This window comes from Sporomusa intestinalis, from assembly GCF_055383785.1.
On record NZ_AP042390.1, the window covers coordinates 3632015 to 3653746 of the forward strand.

Annotated in this window: 20 protein-coding genes and 1 riboswitch; of the genes, 8 read left to right on the top strand and 12 right to left on the bottom strand. The window is 54.0% G+C overall.

Annotated elements, in window-relative coordinates; all coding sequences use genetic code 11:
- The first annotated feature begins 133 nt into the window (after nucleotides 1-133).
- Nucleotides 134-1090, top strand: a complete 957-nt coding sequence (locus ACZ481_RS17145) for a D-2-hydroxyacid dehydrogenase (protein ID WP_464766568.1) — start codon at nucleotides 134-136, stop codon at nucleotides 1088-1090.
- Here ACZ481_RS17145 and ACZ481_RS17150 read toward each other — a convergent pair.
- From ACZ481_RS17150 to ACZ481_RS17160, 3 genes are read right to left on the bottom strand one after another with little or no spacing between them, the layout of a single operon-like run.
- Entirely contained in the window at nucleotides 1087-1614 is a 528-nt protein-coding gene (locus ACZ481_RS17150) for an HDIG domain-containing metalloprotein (protein ID WP_464766569.1), read from the bottom strand. The two genes, ACZ481_RS17145 and ACZ481_RS17150, sit on opposite strands and share 4 nt — an antisense overlap.
- Nucleotides 1607-2791 carry an ATP phosphoribosyltransferase regulatory subunit gene (gene hisZ, locus ACZ481_RS17155; protein ID WP_464766570.1) on the bottom strand — a complete coding sequence of 395 codons (1185 nt, stop codon included), beginning with the start codon at nucleotides 2789-2791 and terminating at the stop codon, nucleotides 1607-1609. The genes ACZ481_RS17150 and hisZ overlap by 8 nt, the downstream gene beginning before the upstream one ends.
- Before the next feature lie 17 nt (nucleotides 2792-2808).
- The gene (locus ACZ481_RS17160) at nucleotides 2809-3114 is read right to left on the bottom strand and encodes a YerC/YecD family TrpR-related protein (RefSeq protein WP_464766571.1); all 306 of its coding nucleotides are present in this window, start codon (nucleotides 3112-3114) and stop codon (nucleotides 2809-2811) included.
- 206 nt (nucleotides 3115-3320) lie between these two features.
- Nucleotides 3321-3425: riboswitch (SAM riboswitch) on the top strand.
- Between the two features lie 126 nt (nucleotides 3426-3551).
- Between ACZ481_RS17160 and ACZ481_RS17165 the strand changes: the two genes are divergently transcribed.
- Complete coding sequence (locus ACZ481_RS17165; protein WP_464766572.1) at nucleotides 3552-4373, top strand: MetQ/NlpA family ABC transporter substrate-binding protein; 822 nt, start codon at nucleotides 3552-3554, stop codon at nucleotides 4371-4373.
- 85 nt (nucleotides 4374-4458) lie between these two features.
- Here ACZ481_RS17165 and ACZ481_RS17170 read toward each other — a convergent pair whose 3' ends face one another.
- The 6 genes from ACZ481_RS17170 to ACZ481_RS17195 all read right to left on the bottom strand — a co-directional run bounded on the left by ACZ481_RS17170 (nucleotide 4459) and on the right by ACZ481_RS17195 (nucleotide 11733).
- Complete coding sequence (locus ACZ481_RS17170) at nucleotides 4459-5049, bottom strand: TetR/AcrR family transcriptional regulator (RefSeq protein ID WP_464766573.1); 591 nt, start codon at nucleotides 5047-5049, stop codon at nucleotides 4459-4461.
- Nucleotides 5050-5062: 13 nt separating this feature from the next.
- Nucleotides 5063-5581 carry a DUF456 domain-containing protein gene (locus tag ACZ481_RS17175; protein ID WP_464766574.1) on the bottom strand — a complete coding sequence of 173 codons (519 nt, stop codon included), beginning with the start codon at nucleotides 5579-5581 and terminating at the stop codon, nucleotides 5063-5065.
- A 27-nt stretch (nucleotides 5582-5608) separates the two neighbouring features.
- Complete coding sequence (gene purD, locus ACZ481_RS17180) at nucleotides 5609-6880, bottom strand: phosphoribosylamine--glycine ligase (RefSeq protein WP_464766575.1); 1272 nt, start codon at nucleotides 6878-6880, stop codon at nucleotides 5609-5611.
- A gap of 25 nt (nucleotides 6881-6905) precedes the next feature.
- The gene (locus tag ACZ481_RS17185; RefSeq protein ID WP_464766576.1) at nucleotides 6906-7661 is read right to left on the bottom strand and encodes a YdcF family protein; all 756 of its coding nucleotides are present in this window, start codon (nucleotides 7659-7661) and stop codon (nucleotides 6906-6908) included.
- Between the two features lie 178 nt (nucleotides 7662-7839).
- On the bottom strand, nucleotides 7840-9573 hold the full coding sequence (locus ACZ481_RS17190; RefSeq protein WP_464766577.1) for a glutamine--tRNA ligase/YqeY domain fusion protein: 1734 nt from the start codon (nucleotides 9571-9573) through the stop codon (nucleotides 7840-7842).
- A 192-nt stretch (nucleotides 9574-9765) separates the two neighbouring features.
- A complete protein-coding gene (locus ACZ481_RS17195; RefSeq protein WP_464766578.1) occupies nucleotides 9766-11733 on the bottom strand; it encodes a methyl-accepting chemotaxis protein in 1968 nt (655 codons plus the stop codon).
- Nucleotides 11734-11886: 153 nt separating this feature from the next.
- On the opposite strand from ACZ481_RS17195, the gene ACZ481_RS17200 reads away from it, so the two are divergent.
- The 5 genes from ACZ481_RS17200 to ACZ481_RS17220 all read left to right on the top strand — a co-directional run bounded on the left by ACZ481_RS17200 (nucleotide 11887) and on the right by ACZ481_RS17220 (nucleotide 17828).
- On the top strand, nucleotides 11887-13842 hold the full coding sequence (locus ACZ481_RS17200; protein ID WP_464766579.1) for a spore germination protein: 1956 nt from the start codon (nucleotides 11887-11889) through the stop codon (nucleotides 13840-13842).
- Nucleotides 13843-13859: 17 nt separating this feature from the next.
- Nucleotides 13860-14942 (top strand): GerAB/ArcD/ProY family transporter, encoded by a 1083-nt coding sequence (locus ACZ481_RS17205; protein ID WP_464766580.1) that lies wholly within the window; start codon nucleotides 13860-13862, stop codon nucleotides 14940-14942.
- On the top strand, nucleotides 14927-16177 hold the full coding sequence (locus tag ACZ481_RS17210; RefSeq protein WP_464766581.1) for a Ger(x)C family spore germination protein: 1251 nt from the start codon (nucleotides 14927-14929) through the stop codon (nucleotides 16175-16177). Before ACZ481_RS17205 ends, ACZ481_RS17210 begins: the two co-directional genes overlap by 16 nt.
- Nucleotides 16174-16338, top strand: coding sequence for a hypothetical protein (locus ACZ481_RS17215; protein WP_464766582.1), 165 nt, complete (start codon nucleotides 16174-16176; stop codon nucleotides 16336-16338). The genes ACZ481_RS17210 and ACZ481_RS17215 overlap by 4 nt, the downstream gene beginning before the upstream one ends.
- Before the next feature lie 167 nt (nucleotides 16339-16505).
- A complete protein-coding gene (locus ACZ481_RS17220; protein WP_464766583.1) occupies nucleotides 16506-17828 on the top strand; it encodes a lipase family protein in 1323 nt (440 codons plus the stop codon).
- 58 nt (nucleotides 17829-17886) lie between these two features.
- Here the strand turns inward: ACZ481_RS17220 and ACZ481_RS17225 are convergent, their stop codons facing one another.
- The 3 genes from ACZ481_RS17225 to ACZ481_RS17235 form a co-directional block, all read right to left on the bottom strand.
- Nucleotides 17887-18744 (bottom strand): hypothetical protein, encoded by an 858-nt coding sequence (locus tag ACZ481_RS17225; RefSeq protein WP_464766584.1) that lies wholly within the window; start codon nucleotides 18742-18744, stop codon nucleotides 17887-17889.
- Between the two features lie 61 nt (nucleotides 18745-18805).
- Nucleotides 18806-19981, bottom strand: a complete 1176-nt coding sequence (locus ACZ481_RS17230; protein ID WP_464766585.1) for a sensor histidine kinase — start codon at nucleotides 19979-19981, stop codon at nucleotides 18806-18808.
- On the bottom strand, nucleotides 19974-20669 hold the full coding sequence (locus ACZ481_RS17235) for a response regulator (RefSeq protein WP_464766586.1): 696 nt from the start codon (nucleotides 20667-20669) through the stop codon (nucleotides 19974-19976). The genes ACZ481_RS17230 and ACZ481_RS17235 overlap by 8 nt, the downstream gene beginning before the upstream one ends.
- A gap of 323 nt (nucleotides 20670-20992) precedes the next feature.
- Between ACZ481_RS17235 and ACZ481_RS17240 the strand changes: the two genes are divergently transcribed.
- The gene (locus ACZ481_RS17240) at nucleotides 20993-21673 is read left to right on the top strand and encodes a DUF881 domain-containing protein (protein WP_464766587.1); all 681 of its coding nucleotides are present in this window, start codon (nucleotides 20993-20995) and stop codon (nucleotides 21671-21673) included.
- Nucleotides 21674-21732 lie beyond the last annotated feature (59 nt).

The window sequence follows — 21732 nt, forward strand, 5'->3', positions numbered from 1 at the left end:
CACTTTGCAGTCGCGAGCGTCAATCCCCTTTATTTGTTTTTTACCTGTTGCGCTTACGTTTTTCCAGGTAGGAAAAGTCTCTGCATATGTAGAACTAAATGGCAGGATAATAAACCTGATAAGGAGGTTCTGTATGTCTGTACTTAATATAGTAGTGCTCAATCCGCTTGCCGACCGTCATCTGGCCGTCCTGCAGGCGGTTGATCCTGATATTACGATAACGGTTGCTGATAAGAGCAACGCCCTCGCAAAAATGCCTGCCTGTCATATACTTGTTACCTGGGGCTGGATGGAAACCAGACCTCTGTTCCAGGCCGCCCCGCACCTCGAATGGATTCACGCCTTAAGCGCCGGCGTGGAAAATCTTATTTTTTCGGAAATCCAGGCTGCCGACACCATTCTGACCAATTCCAAGGGGATTCACAGCATTCCCGTATCGGAACACGTACTGGCCCTGATGCTGGCCTTCAACCGGGGACTGCCTGTCAGTATCCGCCAGCAGACGCTGAAACAATGGCAACGCATGCCCACCAACGAACTCCATGACCAAACGATGGCGATTGTCGGCCTGGGCTCCATCGGCCGGGAAATTGCCAAAAAAGCAAAAGCCCTGGGTATGAAGGTCCTGGCCAGCAAACAGGAAATTACTACCGAGCTGTTTGTTGACAAGCTCTATCCCGCCGATAATGACAGCCTGCTGGAGATGCTGAGCCAGGCCGATTTTGTCATCATCGCCCTGCCGCTCACCGAACATACCCATAATCTGATCGGCCTGCCTCATTTCTCCGCCATGAAACGCTCGGCCTACTTTTTTAACATTGCCCGGGGCCCTATCGTTAACGAAGCCGAACTGATTGCCGCTTTGCAGCAGCAGCTTATTCAGGGCGCAGGCCTGGATGTGTTTGCCGCCGAGCCCCTGCCGGCCGACAACCCCCTGTGGGATATGCCCAATGTCATCATTACGCCCCATGTGGCGGCCCTGTCGCCGGCCTATCTTGACCGGGCGGTTAAGCTGTTTGCCGACAATCTGACCCGCTTTGTCCAGGGCCGGGATATGATTAACGTTGTTGACAAAATAAAAGGGTATTAATGCAGGCTGTCAGCTGTGCGCAATACCGCCAGCTCCGGCGGGTCATCAACGGCCGGCGCCGCGTGATGCCGTTCCACAATCCGGACCATGGCCGGGGAAGCGCCGCTAGCCTGCAGCAGGGCGGCCCCCCGGGCCGCATGGTGATAATAGACATAGATGGCGTGGCGCAGATTGGCCACTTTCCCGCCCCGTCCCGCCCGCGCCCAGCGCCGGGCCCAGCCGGCAGCCACTGTATCGAGAATAACGGTCAGCACTTTATCAAAGGTGCTGACATCGCCCCGTACTTTACCGACATCATGAAGCAGCGCGCATGTAAGCAGCAGTTCCCGGTCCAGCGTATCATCGCCGGCGGCAAGCGCGGCCGCTGTATAGGCAACATTCAGGGCATGCCGCTGGTCAGGCAGATTCATCTGCCAGAAAAGGGCCGCCTGGGCAGTAGACAAATGGCCGGCAATAAACTCGCGGTCCTGCCGGGTAATCCGGGCCGACAAGGCTGTAACCAGCTGCTTCACCCGTTTATTCAATATAAATCAACTCTTCACAGCCGTATTCGGCCGCCAGCCGTTCCGCCTGGTCCCTGGCCGCCGGGGCCAGAGCCAGTTTGGTGCGCCGGCCGGCTTTACGGCAGTTCTTCGCCGCCTCAATCGCGGCGGCAAGCCGCCCTTGCGCCCAGGCAATATATACCTCCTGCGCCGGCAGGCTGGCACTGATGCCCTGCCGCTCCATCGCCAGCAGCACCCGTTCAATGCCCAGCGCAAAGCCGGTGGCCGGACTGTCAACACCAAAGGCCGCCAGCAGCCTGTCATACCGGCCGCCGCCGCACAGGGGGAAGCCCAGGCCTGGTGTATAGCCTTCCAATACCATGCCTGTATAGTAATCGAAGTCACGAATAATCCCTAAGTCAAAATTAACATACCGGTCCACACCATAGCCGGCCAGCAGCCTGCGGATATCAGCCAGATTAGCCAGAGCCTGCCGGCTCAGGTCATTGTTTACCAGCCGGTAGGCCTTGCTAAGCATCTCCTCCTGGCCATGGAGCAAAGGAATTTGCTGCAGCAAAGCCTGCGCTCCCGGCGATAAGCCGCTAGTTGCCAGGATCTCACCCAGCCCTACTAAATCCCGGGCGACCATAGCGCCCTTGACCTGCTGCTGACATTGCGGTGTTAACCCGCTCTCGGCCATCAGGCCATTGATAAAATCCACCTGGCCTAAGCTGATTTGAAAATTAGCCAGACCGGACTCCAGCATGGTTTCCACGGCCAGCGCCACCACCTCGGCATCGGCCGCCGGCCCGGGCGCGCCTAACAGTTCAACCCCGGCCTGATAAAACTCGCACTGCCGGCCGGCCTGAGCCTGTTCGTGACGGAATACATTGGTCAGATAAAACAGCCGCAGCGGCAGCGCCCCTCCCTTCAGCCTGGTCGCGGCCACGCGGGCAATCGGCGTAGTCATATCCGGTTTAAGCACTAAAATACGGTTGTTGTTGTCGAAAAACTTAAATACCTGCTGATGCATATCACTGCCGGTACCCACGGTGAGGGTTTCAATGTATTCGAACGTTGGGGTGACCACCTCATCATAACCCCAGCGGGAAAACAGTTCCGCCAGTGAGCCTTCGACCAGCCGCTTCTGCCTGGCTTCCCGCCGCAGCAGATCCCGTGTACCATAAGGAATTTGCGGTACAAACTGATTTTTGTTCATTATCCCCACTCCATTTTTTAGTCAGCCTTTTTTCCTTCTAAATGATCCAGTACCGCTTTGTATCCGTCGGCACCGTAATACAGGCAGCGCTTTACCCGGCTGATTGTCGCCGTACTGGCGCCGGTCGACGCTACAATATCATCATAAATGACCCCTGCTTTTAATAAGCGCGCCACTTCCAGCCGCTGGGCCATGGCTTTGATCTCGCCGATTGTACAAACATCCTCAAAAAACTGATAACATTCCTCTTCATTTTGCAGCGACAAAATACCCCTGAACAACTGATCTGTCAGTTCATCTTTCAATTTGGGATTTACCGGCATGCTATGCGCCTCCCTGTAAATGACTTGCTATTGCTATGATTAGTTCGCTGTTAACCTGGATTTTCCTTCTTTAATCCTTTTTATCTTTATTTAATTAAAATGGGCTATATAGTAATAAACTTTGTCTTCTTCACGTAAATAATACATCAATAATCCTGTTGACAGATACATTTTGCCATGGTATCATAAATTTTGTAAATTAAATATACTCATCAAGAGCTGGCTGAGGGAATGGCCCTATGACGCCGCGGCAACCATCGCGCATGCGAACGGTGCCAATTCCACCAGGATTAACTCCTGACAGATGAAGAACTGGACAACAAGCCTCTTCACACTGTCGGAGAGGCTTTAATTATTGGCCACGGAGGAGGGAGGACCGCAACCACTTTGTCTGCTGTCAACAACCATATTATATTTTTATCCAGGAGGAATCATGTATGAAAAGAATAACCTTATTATTGCTTACAGCCTTATTGGCCTTAGCTACCTTCATCAGCGGCTGCGGCGGCAAAGAAACCCCGGCGCCGGCAGCTGCGGAAAAAACGACGGTTAAGGTTGGCGCTACCGCCGTACCCCATGCCGAGATTCTCAATGTAGTCAAACCTGCTTTGGAAAAAGACGGGATTAATCTGGTTATCGTGGAAATGAGCGATTATGTCCGTCCGAATATCGCCGTGGCCGAGAAAGAACTGGACGCGAATTTCTTCCAGCATATTCCCTACCTGACTAAATTCAGCAGCGAGCGTAAACTGGATCTTACCTACACCGCGGCCGTACATATCGAGCCCATGGGCATCTACTCCAAAAAAATCAAAAGTCTGAATGAGCTGCAAAGCGGCACCCAGGTTGCCATTCCTAACGACCCTACCAACGGCGGCCGGGCGTTAGCCCTGTTAGAAAAAGCCGGTATTATTAAACTGAAAGACGGCGTTGGGATTAATGCCACGGTAAAAGACATAGCGGACAACCCCAAAAACGTTAAAATCCGCGAACTGGAAGCCCCGCAGCTGCCGCGCGCCCTGGACGACGTTGCGCTAGCGGTTATCAACACCAATTACGCCCTGGAAGCACAGCTTGTCCCGGCCAAAGATGCGCTCTTTATTGAACAGAAGGACTCTCCTTATGTCAACATTCTGGCCATCCGCAAAGGGGATGAAACCCGCCCGGAAATTCAAAAGCTGACCAAAGCCCTGACCTCGGAAGAAGTAAAAAAATTCATCAACGACAAGTACCAGGGAGCCATTGTCCCGGCCTTCTAAATTATCAACAATACAGGTAAGGCTTGAACCCTTTCGCCCAGAAAGAGGTTCAAGCCTTTTTTCACGCAACCAGGCGTCTTTACACTCAGCGTTTCACAACACCATAGAGAAAAATGTCGGCAATATTGTTGGCATTCGCTTCAATCGAATCGGCCCGGGCATCGACAAAGCCCTGAAAAACCATCATTACAATGACACTAAACAGCCCGTGGGCCGCTTTATGCACATCACACCGGCGGATAGCCCCCTGCTCAATACCAGCCTGCAAAACCGTCTCCAGCACCCCAATGGTATGGCCAAACCGTTCGCGGTATTTTTCGCGCTGGGCCGCAGTAAAGTTTGATGCTTCCTCATGGCCCAGGCCGCGCATCTCGTGCATCAGTACCCGCCATAAATCAGCATTAGCGACATAAAATTCTAAAAAAACCTTAATTACTTTCTTTATTTTGATTAGCGGCAATTCATCAAGACCGGCCAGCCGGTTAAGCTCAGCTTCAAATTTGGCGCTGCGCTCTTTGACCAGGGTATAAAACAGCTGCTCCTTACTGGCAAAATAATTATATACCGTGCCTTTGCCGGTATCGGCCATGGCAATAATCTCATCGACAGTGGCCCGGTGATACCCCTTGCGGGAAAAAACAGTATAAGCGGCATCGAGTATTTGCTGTCGTTTCATATGGTTCCTCCTGTCACCCTGCCCACGTTAGCCTGGAAATGATCAGCGCCACCATGCCGATGGCCATCGCTAGTTTGAAGATAAGCCCCAATGCCTGACCGACCACAATACTTTTTGCCACTCGCCCGGCCTTTTCCGAGTTGCCTGTGGCAGCGTATTCCGCCAGATAGCCGGCGGCAAAAGAACCGCCCACGGCTCCGGCGATAGACCCCAGGCCCGGCATGATCCCGGTACCAAGAATCCCGCCGGCGATACCGCCGATAAATGCGGCCAGAACCGCCCTATTTGAGGCATTTTCCTTTTTTGCCCCTAACGCGCCGGCGACAAACTCAACCAGTTCCCCGGCCAGCACAGCGCCAAACAGAATAAGCAGGACCGTATGATTCATATAGACAAAGGATTCCAGATAACCATAGCCCAGGGCAATGAAAAAAATCAGCCAATTCCCGGGTAAGCCGATAACCGTTAAGCCAATGCCGATAACAGTCACAACAAGGACCAGTAAATTGATGGCTATTAAACCAGCATCCAAAGTATGCACTCCTTCTGCGCGCTGCCTTTACTTCCGGTTCAACGCCCGGTGGGCAATGTCTCTACGATACTGCATGCCGGCAAACTGTATCGCCGGCACCGCCTGGTAGACCTTAGCCACCGCGGCCTGAATGTCAGGGGCAACCGCAGTCACACCCAGCACCCGGCCGCCATTAGTCACAATCCGGCCATCCTGGCAGCCTGTCCCGGCATGAAAAACCAGGGCCCCCTGCGCCTCAGCCTGTTCGAGCCCGCTGATAGGATCGCCTTTGGCATAGCTGCCGGGATACCCGTCAGCGGCCAGTACCACACACACGGCGGCTTGGTTTGCCCATTCAAGGGTGATGTCTGCCAGCCGTTCATCGGCACAGGCTTCCATAATGGCAACCAAATCACTGTTCAGGAGCGGCAGCACCACCTGGGTTTCCGGATCGCCGAACCTGGCGTTAAACTCTATAACCTTCGGCCCCTGTTCAGTAATCATTAAGCCGGCATATAAACAGCCTTTATAGAGGATGCCTTCCTGCCGCAGGGCATCCACCACCCGCTGCAACACCTCCCGCGTTACCTGGGCCCGCACCGCCTCGGTAACCACCGGCGCCGGCGCATAAGTGCCCATCCCGCCGGTATTGGGTCCCTGATCATTGTCAAATATCCGCTTATGGTCCTGAGCGGCGATCATAGGCGCTACGGTAAACCCGTCGGTAAAGGCCAGCAGGGAAGCTTCCTCTCCCTCCAGGTATTCTTCAATAACCACCAGGTTGCCGGCATTGCCAAAGGCCTTATCCTGCATGATCATAGTCACTGCCGCAATTGCCTCCGCCACGGTCATGGCGACAACAACGCCTTTGCCGGCTGCCAGTCCATCCGCTTTCACCACGATCGGCGCCCCCTGCGCTTGTATGTAGGCAATGGCCTGCTCCGCATCGTCAAAGGCGGCGGAGGCCGCAGCCGGAATGCCGTATTTATGCATAATCTCTTTGGCAAAAGCCTTGGAGCCTTCTAATTGGGCCGCCTGGCGGGACGGGCCGAATACTTTAAGATTAAGAGCGGTAAAATGATCGACGAGGCCGTTGGTCAAAGGCAGTTCAGGCCCGACCACGGTTAAACCGATATTGTGGGCCAGGGCAAAGCTGCCTAAAGCCTCATTATCGGTTATATCAAGCGCCACACACTCTGCCAGTGCCGCCATGCCGGGATTGCCCGGCACACAGTACAGCTTTTCCACCCGGGGGCTCTGCTTCAGTTTCCAGGCTAAAGCGTGTTCACGCCCGCCGCCGCCAATAAGTAAAAGGTTCAAAATACCACTCCTCAGAATAAATTCATTAAAACCAGTTAACAGCCATAAGGCCGAGATATTCTTTGACAGCCAGCTGCGAATTATAGAACGCATCGGCCCGGGGCCACAGCTGATGCCATTCAAAAATAAACCTTGTATTCGTTTGATAATCGGTAGGATAGGGCACCACCGGCACCTGATATTTGGCAAACTGCGCCACAGACCGCTCCATATGGAAGGCGGAGGTCACCAAAATCGGGCTTGTGAACCCCCGGGCAGACAAAATTCCGGCCGTGTACCTGGCATTATCGGCAGTATTCAGGCTCTGGCCTTCGACAATAATTTTATCGCCGTCAAGCCCCAGCCCCTGCAGAATATGGCTGGCAATCTCCGCCTCTTTGCCGCTATTGGCAAACACCTGCCCGCCGGAAACAATAACAGGCGCGCCGGTTAGCAAGTGCAGTTGCGCTGCCGTCAGTAGCCGGTTGGCGGCAAAGCCTGTCAAATGGCCCTGACCATGAACGTTAGGGGTATCTGCCGTCGCCCCGCCTCCCAGCACCACAATCACATCGCCGCTGACATGAGCCGGCGGCTGGTAACGGCTTTCCAGCGACCGCATCAGCCAGTCACCTGCCAGGGGCGTGGAAATCAGGTACAGCAGGCCGGTGATTACCGCCAGCACCACCCCTACCCCCTGCTGCCGGCGACGGAACAGCCACAGGCAGAGCAGTGTCAGCAGGGCAATAAAGAGACCGGGCGGCAGCAGAAAGGTTATATACAGGAACTTAATCAGGACTAACACGGCAACATTCCCCGCTTCGCAGATGGCAGAAAGACTTTTACCGGCAGGCCTGCCAGGCAAAAGTCTTTCGTGCTGTTATTTCTTGATCTACCAGAATTTACAAGTAAATTCTGTGGACATAAGAACGACTATACCCTAAAGGGCACAGGCGGCTTCTGCCATCGTCCTAAAGGACTCGTCACAAGCCAAGTCTTTTCTTATCAAGCTTAGCCCAGGAGTCTTTTAAGGATATAATACGGTTAAATACCGGTTTGTCCGGAGCCGAGTCCCGGTCCACGACAAAATAGCCGTTGCGTAAAAACTGAAACCGGCTTCCCACCGGCGCCGCCTTAATGCTTGGCTCAACAAGGCAGTCTACCAGTCTTTCCAGGGAGTCCGGGTTAAGTTTATCCACAAAATCCTTGGCTTCTGCGCCTTCGTCCTCCTGGTCCTGCTGGCTTGTCAGCAGGTAATCGTACAGGCGTACCTCAGCCTGGCCGGCCTGGGCTGCCGATACCCAGTGCAATACGCCTTTGACCTTGCGGTTGGCAGTGCCGCTGCCACTTTTGGTATCAGGGTCATAGGTGCAGTGTACGGCCACAATCCTGCCGGTTTCCTCGTCCTTTACCACCTGTTCGCACTTTATAATGTAAGCATGCTTAAGCCGGACTTCAGCCCCCGGCGCCAGGCGGAAAAATTTTTTCGGCGGGTTTTCCATAAAATCATCTTGCTCAATATATATTTCCCGGGAAAACGGGATTGTCCGCGTCCCCATCGCCGGGTTTTCCGGATTATTCTCAGCCATAAGCTCTTCTACCTGCCCGGCCGGATAGTTGTCAATAATGAGCTTCAACGGTTTCAGCACAGCCATAACCCGGCTGGCCTTTCCATTGAGATCTTCTCTGATGCAGTGCTCCAGCAGCGCCACATCCACCGTGCTGTTGCTTTTGGCCACTCCAATCCGGTCGCAGAAATCACGAATGGCTGCCGGCGTAAAGCCCCGCCGCCGCAAACCGGAAATGGTGGGCATCCGCGGATCGTCCCAGCCACTGACATAGCCTTGTTCCACAAGCCGCCGCAGATAGCGCTTGCTCATGATCGTATTGGTAAGGTTCAGCCTGGCAAATTCAATCTGCTGGCATTGATAAATGCCCAATGCCGCCAGCGTCCAGTCATACAACGGGCGGTGATCCTCAAATTCCAGGGTGCAGATCGAGTGCGTCACCCCTTCGATGGAGTCTGAGATCGGATGGGCGTAATCATACATAGGATAAATGCACCAGTTGTCGCCGGTACGGTGGTGTGTAGCGCGGATAATCCGGTACAGAACAGGGTCCCGCAGGTTAAGGTTCGGGGAAGACATATCAATTTTGGCCCGCAGCACCCGGCTGCCCTCGGCAAATTCGCCGGCTTTCATTCTTTCGAACAGGGCCAGGTTCTCTGCTACTGCCCGGTTCCGATAGGGGCTCTCTGTGCCCGGCTCAGTCAGGGTGCCGCGATACTGGCGCATCTCTTCGGCCGACAAATCACAGACATAGGCCTTCCCCTTTTTAATGAGTTCCACCGTATATTGATAGATTTTTTCGAAATAATCCGAGGCGTAATATTTGCGGTCGTCCCAGTCAAAGCCCAGCCATTTTACATCTTCCTGGATAGAGTCCACATACTCGACATCTTCTTTGGTCGGGTTGGTGTCATCAAAACGCAGATTACATTTGCCGCCGTATTTGAGGGCCAGTCCAAAATTCAGACAAATGGCTTTGGCATGCCCGATATGCAGATAGCCGTTCGGTTCCGGCGGAAAGCGCGTGTGAACGCGGCCGCCATATTTTCCTGTCCTTATATCTTCATTGATAATCACTTCAATAAAATTTGCAGGCATAGCAGGATTGGCTTCAGCTTCTTTATCCACATAATCATTTTCCGTATTCATGCAAATCCTCCTTAGGGTAATGTGTCCATTATATTATATCCTTATATTATACAACATTCCTGCCTTTTCCAAAAGCAAGAACAGGAATTTATTAATATTTTCTTATTCTCCGGCTCATAAGCAATCATTTTCCGCTGCCGATGAGACATAAAGGCCTAACTGCGTATGCGGTCAGGCCTTTATGCGGCGTTCTTATACCCGGAATTTCAACACGGCCTGCTGCAGCTCAGCCGCCATGTGGGCCAAACCGGCGGCAGCGGCGGTGATTTCCTGGACGCTGGCGTTTTGCTGCTGGCTGGCGGCGGCCACCTCCCCGGCACTGGCGGCATTAAGGCGGGCCGAATCCGCAATACTGTAAACAGCAGCTTCCACCTGGCCGCTGCGCTGCTGCTGCTCTTCTGTCAATGCCACAATCCGGCCGACTTCAGCCCGCACCTGTTTAACCGCCTCATAGATTTCTTTAAAAGCAGCCCCCGAGGTTTCCACTGCCCGGACACCGGCGGCTACTTCCCGCCCGCCCTGATCAATCGCCTTGACAGTGGCCACCGTTTCCGTCTGGATCGCCTCGATAATACCGGCAATCTCACGGGCTGCCGCTTCCGACTGCTCAGCCAGTTTGCGAACCTCATCCGCAACCACGGCAAACCCCCGGCCCTGCTCACCGGCCCGGGCAGCTTCAATCGCCGCATTCAGCGCCAGCAGGTTTGTTTGCCCGGCAATCCCGGCAATTACATCAACAATCTGGCCAATTTGCCGGGATTTATCACCAAGGGCATGAATCATTTTCGTAGCCCTGTTAACATCCTGCTCAATCTCATTCATTTTAATGACAGCCTGGCCAATCTGCTGAGACCCGGCTTCAGCCACCTGCTCGCTTTGCCGGGATGCCGCCGCTACCGCCTGGGCGGCGCCGCCCGTGTTGGCCATCGCCGTCACCATTTCCCGGATGACCTGAACGGACTGCTCGGCGCTATTCACCTGGCCGGCAGCCCCCTCGGCCACACCCTGGATGGTGACAGCCACGGCCTCGGCGGCTTTGCCCACCTCACCGGACGATGCCGCCAGTTCTTCCGATGACGCAGCCACGGTTTCAGCAGTAGCCGCGGTTTTGGCCACAAGCTCGCGCAGGGACCGGATCATGGCATTAAAGGCAGCGGTGAGCTGGTTAATCTCGGCCACCCCCCGTACTTCAATCACCTGGGCCAAATCCCCGGCGGCCACCTGGCCGGCCCCATGCACCAGCTTGCCAAGGGGGCGCACAATGTTCCCCGCTACATAATAGGCACTGATCAAGGCAATTAAAACGGCCAGCAGGGTTACGGCCCCGGTTACCAGTGCCGCCCGGGTTACGGCAGCCATGACCTCGCCGGTCGGCTCATAGACAATAACGCCCCAGTTATAGCCGTCAATGGATGAATAGGCAACAAGCGACTTGTCGCCCCGAGTCGAGACGGCCTCCTGCGAACCCTGGCGGCTGTTTATAGCCTGAGCAACATAATCATAAGCAGCAAAAGACTCTTTTTTCAGCACCCGCGCCTTATCCGGATGGGCAATCACCGTACCTTTATTGTCCACAACATCAACATAGCCGGTTTGACCAATCCGTACCTGATCAACAATCTCCCATACAGCCTGTAAACTGACGTCAGCCGCCATAACCCCGGCAATCTGTCCGGAACTGTTGGTGATCGGGACGGCAATCGTTATACAGGGGGCATTGGTGAAAGAGGATATATATACATCGGTGAAAAAATGCTTCCCCTGCATCGCTTCTTGAAAATAAGGCCTGTCGGCACGGTTAGCCAGGTTGCCCGAGGTTCTGGCAATCTGCATGCCTGTAGCGTCCATAACAAATATCAGCTCAAAGATGGAATGATTCTGTTGGGCTGCCAGCACCAGTTCTTTCATGGCCGCCGGATTCATTGACCGGGCGGTCGGTGTGTCGGCAAGCAGCTTTACAACTCCCTGGGCATCGTCTACCATCCGCGTAATTTCGTTGCCGATTTGCTGGGCCGTATTAAGGTTGGCATGGATCGTGGACTCCCTGATCGCCTGTGAATTTATGTACCCGCCCACGAGGCCGCTGATACAGGCCGGAATCAGAGCAAATAAAACCAGCAGCACAATCAATCTTGTTTTTAAACTATTGCTGACAAACACAACCTTTAACCTCCATACATTATGATTATTCCTTCGCTGTAATAATTATAGCTGTAACAATTCTATTCAGCAATCGCCATTTCCCCGGGTTCACTGTAAGTTCACGTAGGATTTTGTAGGTTAGCGGCCGTATTTGCCATCAACAGTATAAATATGTTAATAATGCTAAAAATATCCATAGATGCAAAGGAGTGGTGCGCCCTGATCGATAACTCGATTTTTAAAGTATACCGCTATATGAAAAGGCTGTTGCTCTATCAGCCGCCCACCCAGGCCGCACCGTTTATCCTTGAGGAAACCGCGGCCGAAAAACCCCAGCCGGAGAAAGACTCCGCTCCATACCGGCAAGCCTGCCGCGAGGGACTCAAGGAACGGCACCGCGCGTTCCGTTCGCTGCTGCGGCAGGCTTACCGGCTTACGGAGCTAATGGAAAAAACCACAGCGGCCTTAACCCAAGCACCGGATGAGGCCAGCCGCCGGGAGCTTGAGGCTGCGTTGCGGCGCCTTGACCGGCAACAACAGGAATTAACCCCTTTGCTTCTGGGCTATGATAACCAGCAGGACCGGACAAGCCTGGGAACAGCCCCGCTGCAGTCCAGCCTGGAAGAAAACCTGCATGTTGTTAAAAACCTGTACGAGCTGCCGGCCAATAAGGACCTTGTCATCAGAGAGATTACCCTGCCGCTCTGTGCACCGGTGCCGGCAGCGCTGCTGTTTCTTGACGGCATGGTAGACTCCAGGCTGCTGAACCTGACTATTATGCAGCCTTTACTGCTGATGCGCCCGCCCCGGGACCTCGACAGCAGTGACGGGCTGATCAATTACCTGCGCAAAGAAATACTGCCTGCCAATCAGGTGGCTGCAGGCACAACCTTCGGCGACCTGCAGGAGGGCATTAACAGCGGCGACACGGCGCTCCTAATTGACGGTATCGATGAACTGCTGATTATCGGTTCCAAAGGCTGGGAACACCGGGCAGTGGGCAAACCCACCACCGAACAGTCCATCCGCGGCTCGCAGATGGCCTTCAGTGAAAACCTGCGCGTCAACACGGCCCTGATCCGGACCATGCTCCGCACCAGCGACCTGGTGACCGAAATGATTAAAATAGGCGAGCGCAGCCGGGTCAATTGCGCCGTCATGTATGTGAAATCCATTGCCAATGACGCCCTGGTCAGTGAAGTTAAACGCCGGATTGGCAGTATCCGAACAGATTATATTGACGACATCGGCCTGCTGGAACAATTCATCGAGGATCATCCGTCCCTGCCTTTCCCGCAGACCATATCGACAGAACGCCCTGACCGGGTATCGGTCCACCTGGCGGAAGGGCGGGTGGCCATTGTCCTGGAAGGCAATCCCTTTGTGCTGGTAGTCCCGGTCAATATGTTTGCGCTGCTGCACTCGGCCGAGGATTTCAGCCTGAAGGTGCCGGCCGGCAGTTTTATGCGGCTGCTCAGAGTTGTCGGTACCCTTATTTCCACGATGCTGCCTGCTTTTTATATTGCCATCAGCTACTTTCACCAGGAGGCCCTGCCCACCGAGCTGGTGCTGGCGATTGTCGGCGCCCGGGGGGATGTCCCGTTTCCGGCCTATTTTGAGGTTATTGTTATGGAAATATCGTTTGAGCTGATTCGTGAGGCCAGCCTCAGAATCCCGAATATCCTTGGCTCCACCATTGGCATTGTCGGCGCGATCATCCTGGGGCAGGCCGCAGTAGCCGCCCATATTGTCAGCCCGATTATGGTAGTGATTATTGCCATTACCGGCCTGGCCTCCTTTACCATTCCCGAATACCGCTTTGCCTTTGCCGTAAGAACTGTCCGGTTCGGCCTGCTGCTGCTGGCGACGCTAGCCGGGCTGGTAGGGCTGTCGTCGGGAATTCTCCTGCTGATCACGACCCTGGCGTATATGAAATCCTTTGGCATGCCTTATCTCTCGCCGGTCTCCCCCAAATCGATGGGGGGCCTTGATGTATTCATCCGGGGCGCCGTTTTCCGGCAGGAAGCCCGGTCGGATGCGCTGAACACCAAAGATCCCACCCGGCAGCCCCATATTAGCCGCCGGTGGACCAAGGCTGCCCCGCAGGAAGGAGATGACGAACCATAAGCTATCATGTCGGCCACATGGGGATCAGCGAAGGGCTGGCCCTGGTCTTTCTCAATACCCTCCCCCGGATCTTCCTCACCCGTCCGGCGCAGACCATTGAAGCCAATGCCGGCCTGGCCTGGCTGGCCGCTGCCTTGCCGCTCCTTACCGTACTGATTCCCGTGGGTATGTTGCTGTATGTGTTCCAGCGGAACCAGGGCGATATTTATGCAGTAACACAGCAGTTGTTAGGCAAAGCCGGAGCCTGGTTCGTATCACTGGTGCTGATTACCATGTTTTTGAGTGACGCCGCCCTGCTGCTCCGCCAGTTTGCGGAAAACACGCTGTTGACGGCGCTGCCCTTTATGGAGTTTAGCAATGCCATTTCCTGGTATACGGTCAACGCCGTTATTCTCTGTTACCTGGGGATTGAATGCATTGCCCGCACTGCCTATATTATCCTGCCGTTTGGTGTTGTCAGCCTGGGGTTTGTCATGGCCGCGCTCATTCCCTTCTATGATATCAACCTGCTGGGGCCATGGCAGGGGCATGGGTTCAGCACAGCCCTCCGGTCAGGTATCGCCATTTCCGGGATCAATTTCGGTGTCCTGCTCCTGTTTGTGCTGGGGCCGGTATTGCAAAACCTGCGCACCATCAAACGGGCGGCGGTGTTCGGCCTGGGTGGCAGCACCCTGCTGAAAGGATTGTCCATATTCGTATTTACCCTGACCTTCGGGACGAAAGTAGCCCTTGAAAAAACCATCCCGTTTTTCGAAATGGCCCGCCTGGTGTATCTCAACCGCTATGTCCAAAGGGTGGAATCGCTGTTTATCGTGCTGTGGGTTATTGCCGGCATTATGGGCATTGCGATTGATATCTATATGGCCGGCTACCTGCTGACAAGGGTGCTCAAGCTTGCGACCCCGCGCCCGCTCATTGCCTCCCTGGCCCTGCTGGTAACCGGAATCGCCATGATCCCGCCGGATATTGCCAGCGTCATCCGGCTGGATACATTGATAACTCTGACACTGCATAATGCCGGTCTCTATGGAATTCCTTTGTTGTTATTTGCCGCCACTCTATTCAAAGGAAGGAAAAAAAAATCATGGACGTCCGCTTAAAGCTCGCCGCCTGCCTGCTGTTGCTCACGTTATTTACCACCGGCTGCAACGGCGCCAGAGAGATTGATGATTTTGCCTATGTAGTCAGTGTCGGCATCGACCCCGGGCCGGACAATCAGCATATTATTACCTATCAGATTGCAACAGGCCAGGGACAAGGCGGCAAAGAAAACGGTTCAGGCGAGGCCAGTACCTTCCTTGTCACCATTGTTGCCCCCTCGCTCGCCGAAGCCCGTAATCTGCTGAACTCTGTCGTTGCCCGCACCCCGAACCTGTCTCATACCAAAGCGGTAATCATTGGCGAGGACCTGGCCAGAAAGGGCATCGGGGATGTACTGGGACCGCTCCTGCGCTTCCGGGAATTTCGCGGTTCTATGTTTATCACCGTTACCCGGGGCTCGGCCCAGGAATTTATGCAAAAAAACAAACCCTCCATGGAAAAGCTCCCCTCGCGCTGGCTGGAAAACTCCCTGGCGTCCCGCCAGGATACCGGTTATTTCCTGGCTGCCAACCTGCACCAGTTTTACACAAGATTAAAATCTGTCAGCGGTGCCCCCTATGCCACGTATATGGGCATCAACCCCCTTGATCTCCAGCCTAAGCCTGTCGGCAAAAAGGGAGCAGGCGAAAAGGCCGACGCCTATTATCCGGCCGGGCTGGGACGCGAAGGCGGCGATCCGGCCGAGGTAATCGGCACCGTCGTATTTGTGGCCGACAAAATGGTTGGCGCACTGAACAATGAGGAATCACGGGCAGCTTCGATCCTCAGCGGCGATTTTGTCAGAGGGTTTATTACCGTAGCCGACCCGCTGGCCCCGCAGCATGGCATTAATGTCCAGCTGCGTCTTGGCCAAAAGCCGGAAATTAAACCGGCCTGGCAGGATGATAGGCTGATCTTTACCATTAAGCTCCTGCTGGAGGGGGAAACAACCAGTATTCCCAGCGGCATTAATTACGAAAATCGGGAATACGGGCAGCTGCTGGAGCAGCATATCTCTAATATCCTGACAAATCAGATGCAGCAGATGCTGGACCGCACGCAGGAGATGAATACCGATGTGGTCGGCTTTGGGCTGCATACCCGCAATCTTTTCAGCAACTTCAGTGAAGTTGATCAAATCAACTGGTATAAAATCTATCCGACAGTGGGATTTGACCTTAATGTTTCGGTAAAGATCAGGCGGACCGGACTTATGTATAAGTCCTCCCCCATGAAGACGGAGGCGGGCCAATGACCGATACCATGTTTTTAATTGTCGCCATCCTGGCAGGCATCCACGCGTGCAGCTATGCCCTCTATGAACATAAACAGGGAAACCGCCTCGGCGCCGGCGGCGTTATCCTTTTAGCCCTGGCCAGTACCGGGGTGTTTGTCTACCTGCTCTTTGCCGCTTAACCCCCGGGGCCGGTCCCCAGCCCCGGACGGGAACGCCGTCCGGCCAGGGGGAATATATTGGCACTGAGATTATTCTTGACAGTTGCTGCCTATCACGTACAATAAAAGTAATCCATACTTTGCACCTGCTGACATACATAAGGGAACAGTCAGCCGCCGGAGGGATTATGAGAAAAATCCAGTTGCTTCTGTTAAGTGTTATCCTGTTATGGCATTCAGCCATTGGCTATGCCGGCCCCCGGGAGGATTATGAAGAGGCCCGGGCCCTATATATAGCCGCAGCCGCCAGTGTAGCTGCCTATGATGACCGGGTCGGGGAACTGGCCAGCCGCTACCTTGCGCAGGAGGGGTGGCATATTGACCATTATGTTCAGCCCCAGTCCCGCAGCGGTGTCCGGTTCCTGCTGGCCAAAAAAGAAAATGAACCGGGAAAATATCTTTATGTCATGGCCATTGTGGGTACAGAAACCACCGGTGATATGAAAATCAATCTTAAATTTGACAAAGTTTATTTTGCCGGCGCTACGGCGGAAGAATTTGCCCGCAACGCCGCCAAAAAAGAGCCGGCCCGCACTGACCCGCAGGTCCACAAGGGGTTTAACGAATTTATCGAGTCCGGCCCCTCGGCGGTACTCCGCAATGCGGACAATACGCCGCTCCTGCTGCCGGACCTGCTGCACATGAACCCGAATGACAAACTATATCTGACCGGCCACAGTCTGGGCGGGGCCGCCGCCACCCTGGCCGGGGCACGCCTGCTCAGCCTGGGAACGAAACCTGAGCAGCTTCAGGTCATCACCTTTGGCGCGCCCGCGGTCGGGAACGAAGCTTTTGCCGCTGCCTATGGGCCTGCTTTGCCTTTAACCCGGGTTGTAATCGCCGGCGATCCCGTAACCGGTGTCCTGCAGACCTTAGTGGGCGGCTATAAGCAGTTTGGCCGCGAAATCACCTGGAGTAAACCGGCCACAATCGATGACCCGCATAAAATAACCGGCTATGTTGATGCCGCCTTAAAAAATTATTATGATAAGCGGCAGCTGGCGCGGCAAGCCGGCGTCAGTATTGCCGAGCCGGCGGTCAAACAAACAGTAAACCCCGGCCGGGTCTACATTGCCCCGATGCAAAACAACCTCCCGGCTGCCCTGACAGACGATTTTTGGTATATGCGCGAAGCCTTAGTGGACGAATACCGTAAAACCCTGCCGGACTGCCTGATTATCGATGAAGCCGGGACCGGCAATTGGCGGGAAGAGGCCGTCGCCGCCGGCTGCCGGTGGGTCATCGTGCCGGAGGTAAGCGGAACACGCTTAAAAGAACAGAAGAATTCCTATTTAATTACCTTCAATCAAACTGTTTTTGATGCTGCCACCGGTGTCGCCGTTGATGCGGCTATATTCTCCACCCGCACCTACAACATAACCCCCTTGGAGGCCTTTATTCACACCTTCAGGGGCATTAGCGCCCATCAGGCTGCCTGGCTGAAAGACTAGCAATAAAGGCGGACGTGCTGTTTAGCACGTCCGCCTTTATATACCTGAACAAGGAAACTCAACTGGAACTGCCGGCAGCCGGGGGCAGGTTGATGTGGAGACTGACCGACCGCGGCTCCCATTCCTGTCCGTTATAGGCCAGCACGGTTTCTACAGTGGCAAGCCCGTCAGCGTTGTAAGCGCCGGCGATGCGTTGCCGGCCTTTCAATTCATAAATCCCGTCATGATTGACGTCAACCGGTTCCAGCCGGCCGAATGGCGTAACCATGGTCCCGGTCTCCTGCCGGAGGGTTCCGTCCTGATCATAAAGCCCCAACCGCAGGTAATCGGCTTTACGTTCACTGACATCCAGCGTTACCGCCGAACCGGTCCCGGCTTCCTGGTAAAATTCAACTTTGAAACCGTCCTTAAATCGGCCGGCCACAAACATTTTACCATTGTCCTGCTGGTCAAAAATAACCGCTTCCTTATTGGTAAAGGTGACAACCCGGTTATCATACCAGCCGCCGCTGCCGCCGGATGCCGCCGTAACCAGGGCATCGGCCAAACGGTCTCCGGTAAAGTCGCCCAGGAATAGGCAGGCTTCATAGCCGCCCATTCCCGCCATAGCGGTTTCGGTCCGTTTTTTTGTAGCGCCGTCCTCGACAATCAGCCGGATGGAGTCCGCATAACCCGATGCGGCCGCCGGCTTATGGGCGATCAGATACACGCGGTCCGGAATTTTATCCCCTGTAACATCCGCCGCCTGTACGTCCAGTATTTGATACCCGGCAGGCAGCCGCCAGTCAACGGCCAGGGCAGCGCCGCCGGCAGGGCCGGTGATTTCCCCGTTCTGGTGCGGACCGGCCAAACCAGGCAGCGGCATAATCAAAAAACTGAATACCAGCGCCGCCGCGAAATAATATTTTTTAAGCATAACAGCAAGTCCTCCTTATCACTACAGCTGCGGCAATCCATATACCTTGTTAAACGCCAGCTCACTCCAAAAGTAACGGCTTATAATTATTTTTTTTCAACATTTGCACAGGCAGCAAAACAGAAAAAACACTCCCCTGGCCGACAGTGCTTTCCGCCTGCACTGTGCCGCCATGGATTTCGGCAAGCTGTTTGACAATGGCCAGGCCAAGACCGGTGCCGCCGCTTTTTCTGTCCCGTGACTTATCGCCCCGGTAAAAATGATCGAATAAATACGGCAAGTCAGTACTCTCGATCCCCTGGCCGTTATCGGCAACCGTAACCTGTACCCAATCCCGCTCTTCCTGCCTGGTTTGAGAGGTGGCAATTGTTACCTGCCCTCCGGCCGCAGTATACCGGATGGCATTGGTAATCAAATTGTAAAAAATCTGGCAAATCCGGTCGCCATCAGCCATAATTGGCGGCAGCCCCGGCAGCAGGTTCCGTTCAATGGTAACCCCCTTCTCATCCGCCAGGGGCTTTAACATGTATACCGCTTTATCCACAGTCTGATTCACACTAAGCTCAGTAACCTCCAGGGATAACTGGCGCACTTCGGCCATAGACAAATCTTTTAGGTCTGTAATCAGCCTTGACAGGCGGATGGCTTCTTCATGCAGGGAGGTCAGCTGCCTGCGGTTAGGCTCAATAATGCCGTCAATCATACCTTCCAGATGGCCCTGGATAACAGCAAGCGGAGTACGCAGCTCATGGGCGATATTGGCTTGAAACTGCTGCCTTAACTTACTGTTGTTATCCAGCGTTTCCGCCATACTGTTGAAGACCACGGCCAGTCTGCCCACTTCATCATCTGAAGTCACAGGTACTTTCTGGGCAAAGTTTCCCCGCCCGATCTCCAGCGCGGCGGCACTTAATTTACGCAGCGGCGTGGTAATACTGAGGGCTAAGACATAGCTCGCTCCCAGTCCGGCTACCAACAGGGCAACGCCGACCCAAATGAGGGACTGATGGACTGATGTTAAAAAATTCTGCTCCAAATTCCCCATCATAACCGCCTGGCCCTCACCGCCGGCGTTCATATGCGTCATCATATGACGGTGCATTTCGATCTGCTGGACAGTCACATACTCCTGAAACAAGCCTGTCATTTGGATGTTGGCCAAATAAATGAGCGAGAACACGGTCATCGCCACCGCGAGGAACATCAGGCCTGTAATCCGGTAGATAATGCTATTCATGGGGGGTGCCTGCCATCCGGTAGCCTACACCGTAAACAGTCTGGATATAGACCGGTTCGCGGGGGTTGTCTTCAATTTTCCGCCGCAAATTTTTTATATGGGCGTCAATCGTTCGCTCATACCCTTCAAAAGAATAACCCTGAGCCTGTTCAACAATTTGCAGCCGGCTAAAAACCCGGCCCGGATTGGCCGCCAGCAGCTCCAGCATTTTGAACTCGGTCGGCGTAAGTTCCACAGGCTGCCCGCCTTTTGTTACCTGATACTGTTTCAGGTCAATAACCACATCCCCCAGCCGGACCGATTCCGTTTTGGCGGTTGTCCGCTTGGTCCGGCGCAGAATGGCCTTAACCCGGGCCACTACTTCTTTGGGGCTAAAAGGTTTGGTCACATAATCATCGGCACCAATTTCCAGCCCCACCAACCGGTCGCTTTCTTCCGCCCTGGCGGTTAGCATTAAGATCGGAACCTCACTGCCGCGGCGCAGAGTCCGGCAGATATCCCAGCCATCCATTCCCGGCAGCATTAAATCAAGCACCAGAATATCCGGCTCTTTCTCGCGGGCGGTTTTCAGGGCAGTCAACCCGTCATTGGCCGTAAATACCACAAACCCGTCTTTTTCAAAATACAATTGCAGCAATTCAACCAGCTTGCTGTCATCGTCAACAATTAAGACTGACCGTTGTGACATAGCTTTCACCCTCCAGCGGTTATTATCAGTTGCACGCCATAAGGCTGTATCTGTATATACCGTTACCTCTATTTATATTATAGCACAGGACCTAACCCCCGGCTGCAGCAACATCTTACCAGAAGCGGTGCGCAAAAGACGGATAATTAATACGCCTGCAGCCGGGTGCAAAATACCTTCTTTGGGGTCAATTAACGGCTGTAGCGAACTTCTATGATTTACTGGGCCCTGTTTTTCTGATAAGATATGCCTATACACTTAATGTGCTGACAATGTCTATACTCTGCCATCCCGGATACCAGTATACTAGTTGAGGTGATTTTATGGTACCCAAAAAAGGCCAGGCGGCGATTAGTCTGGTATGTGTTGTGTTAGGCATCATACTAGCCGTACAGTTTAAAAGCAATCAGGACTTCCGCTATTCACTCCAGAATCAAAGAGTCGAAGATTTAACCCTCCGTTTGAGTTCGTCGGAAAAGGAAATTGCCATTTTGCATTCGCAAATTAGGGAATTGCAGTCCGCCGATGCGGCTCATAAAGAGGCGCAGCGCATTGCCATGGGCGCAGGCACCCTTGCTCTGACAGGTCCGGGTATCCTTGTCACGCTTGAGGAAGACCGCCGGCAAACGCTAAATACCAAAAGCTCGGAGCTGTATTTAATCAGAGCCGAGGACATGCTTAAGATTCTCAATGAGCTGCGGGCTGGCGGAGCGGAGGCCATCGCTATCAATAATCAGCGTCTTATTACCGGCTCGGGCATCAGCCAGAACGGACAGTCGATGTCTGTCAACGGCACCGCCTTTGCCGCTCCCTTTGAAATAAAGGCCATTGGCAACCCGGCAACACTGGAAAATTCATTAAAAATGCGAGGCGGGGTCATTGAAACCCTGTCCTTCTGGGGGATTAAAATAACGGTTTCCCAGCAGCCGGATATTCAGATTCCAGCCTATACGGGCGGGTTTCACTACCAGTACGCCAAACCGGTTGAGGAAGCCGGAAAGTAGTACCTCAGCTTTCTTAAAAGCGAGGGAATAGTTTGCGCGGATTTCTTCGGCCGGCTAGG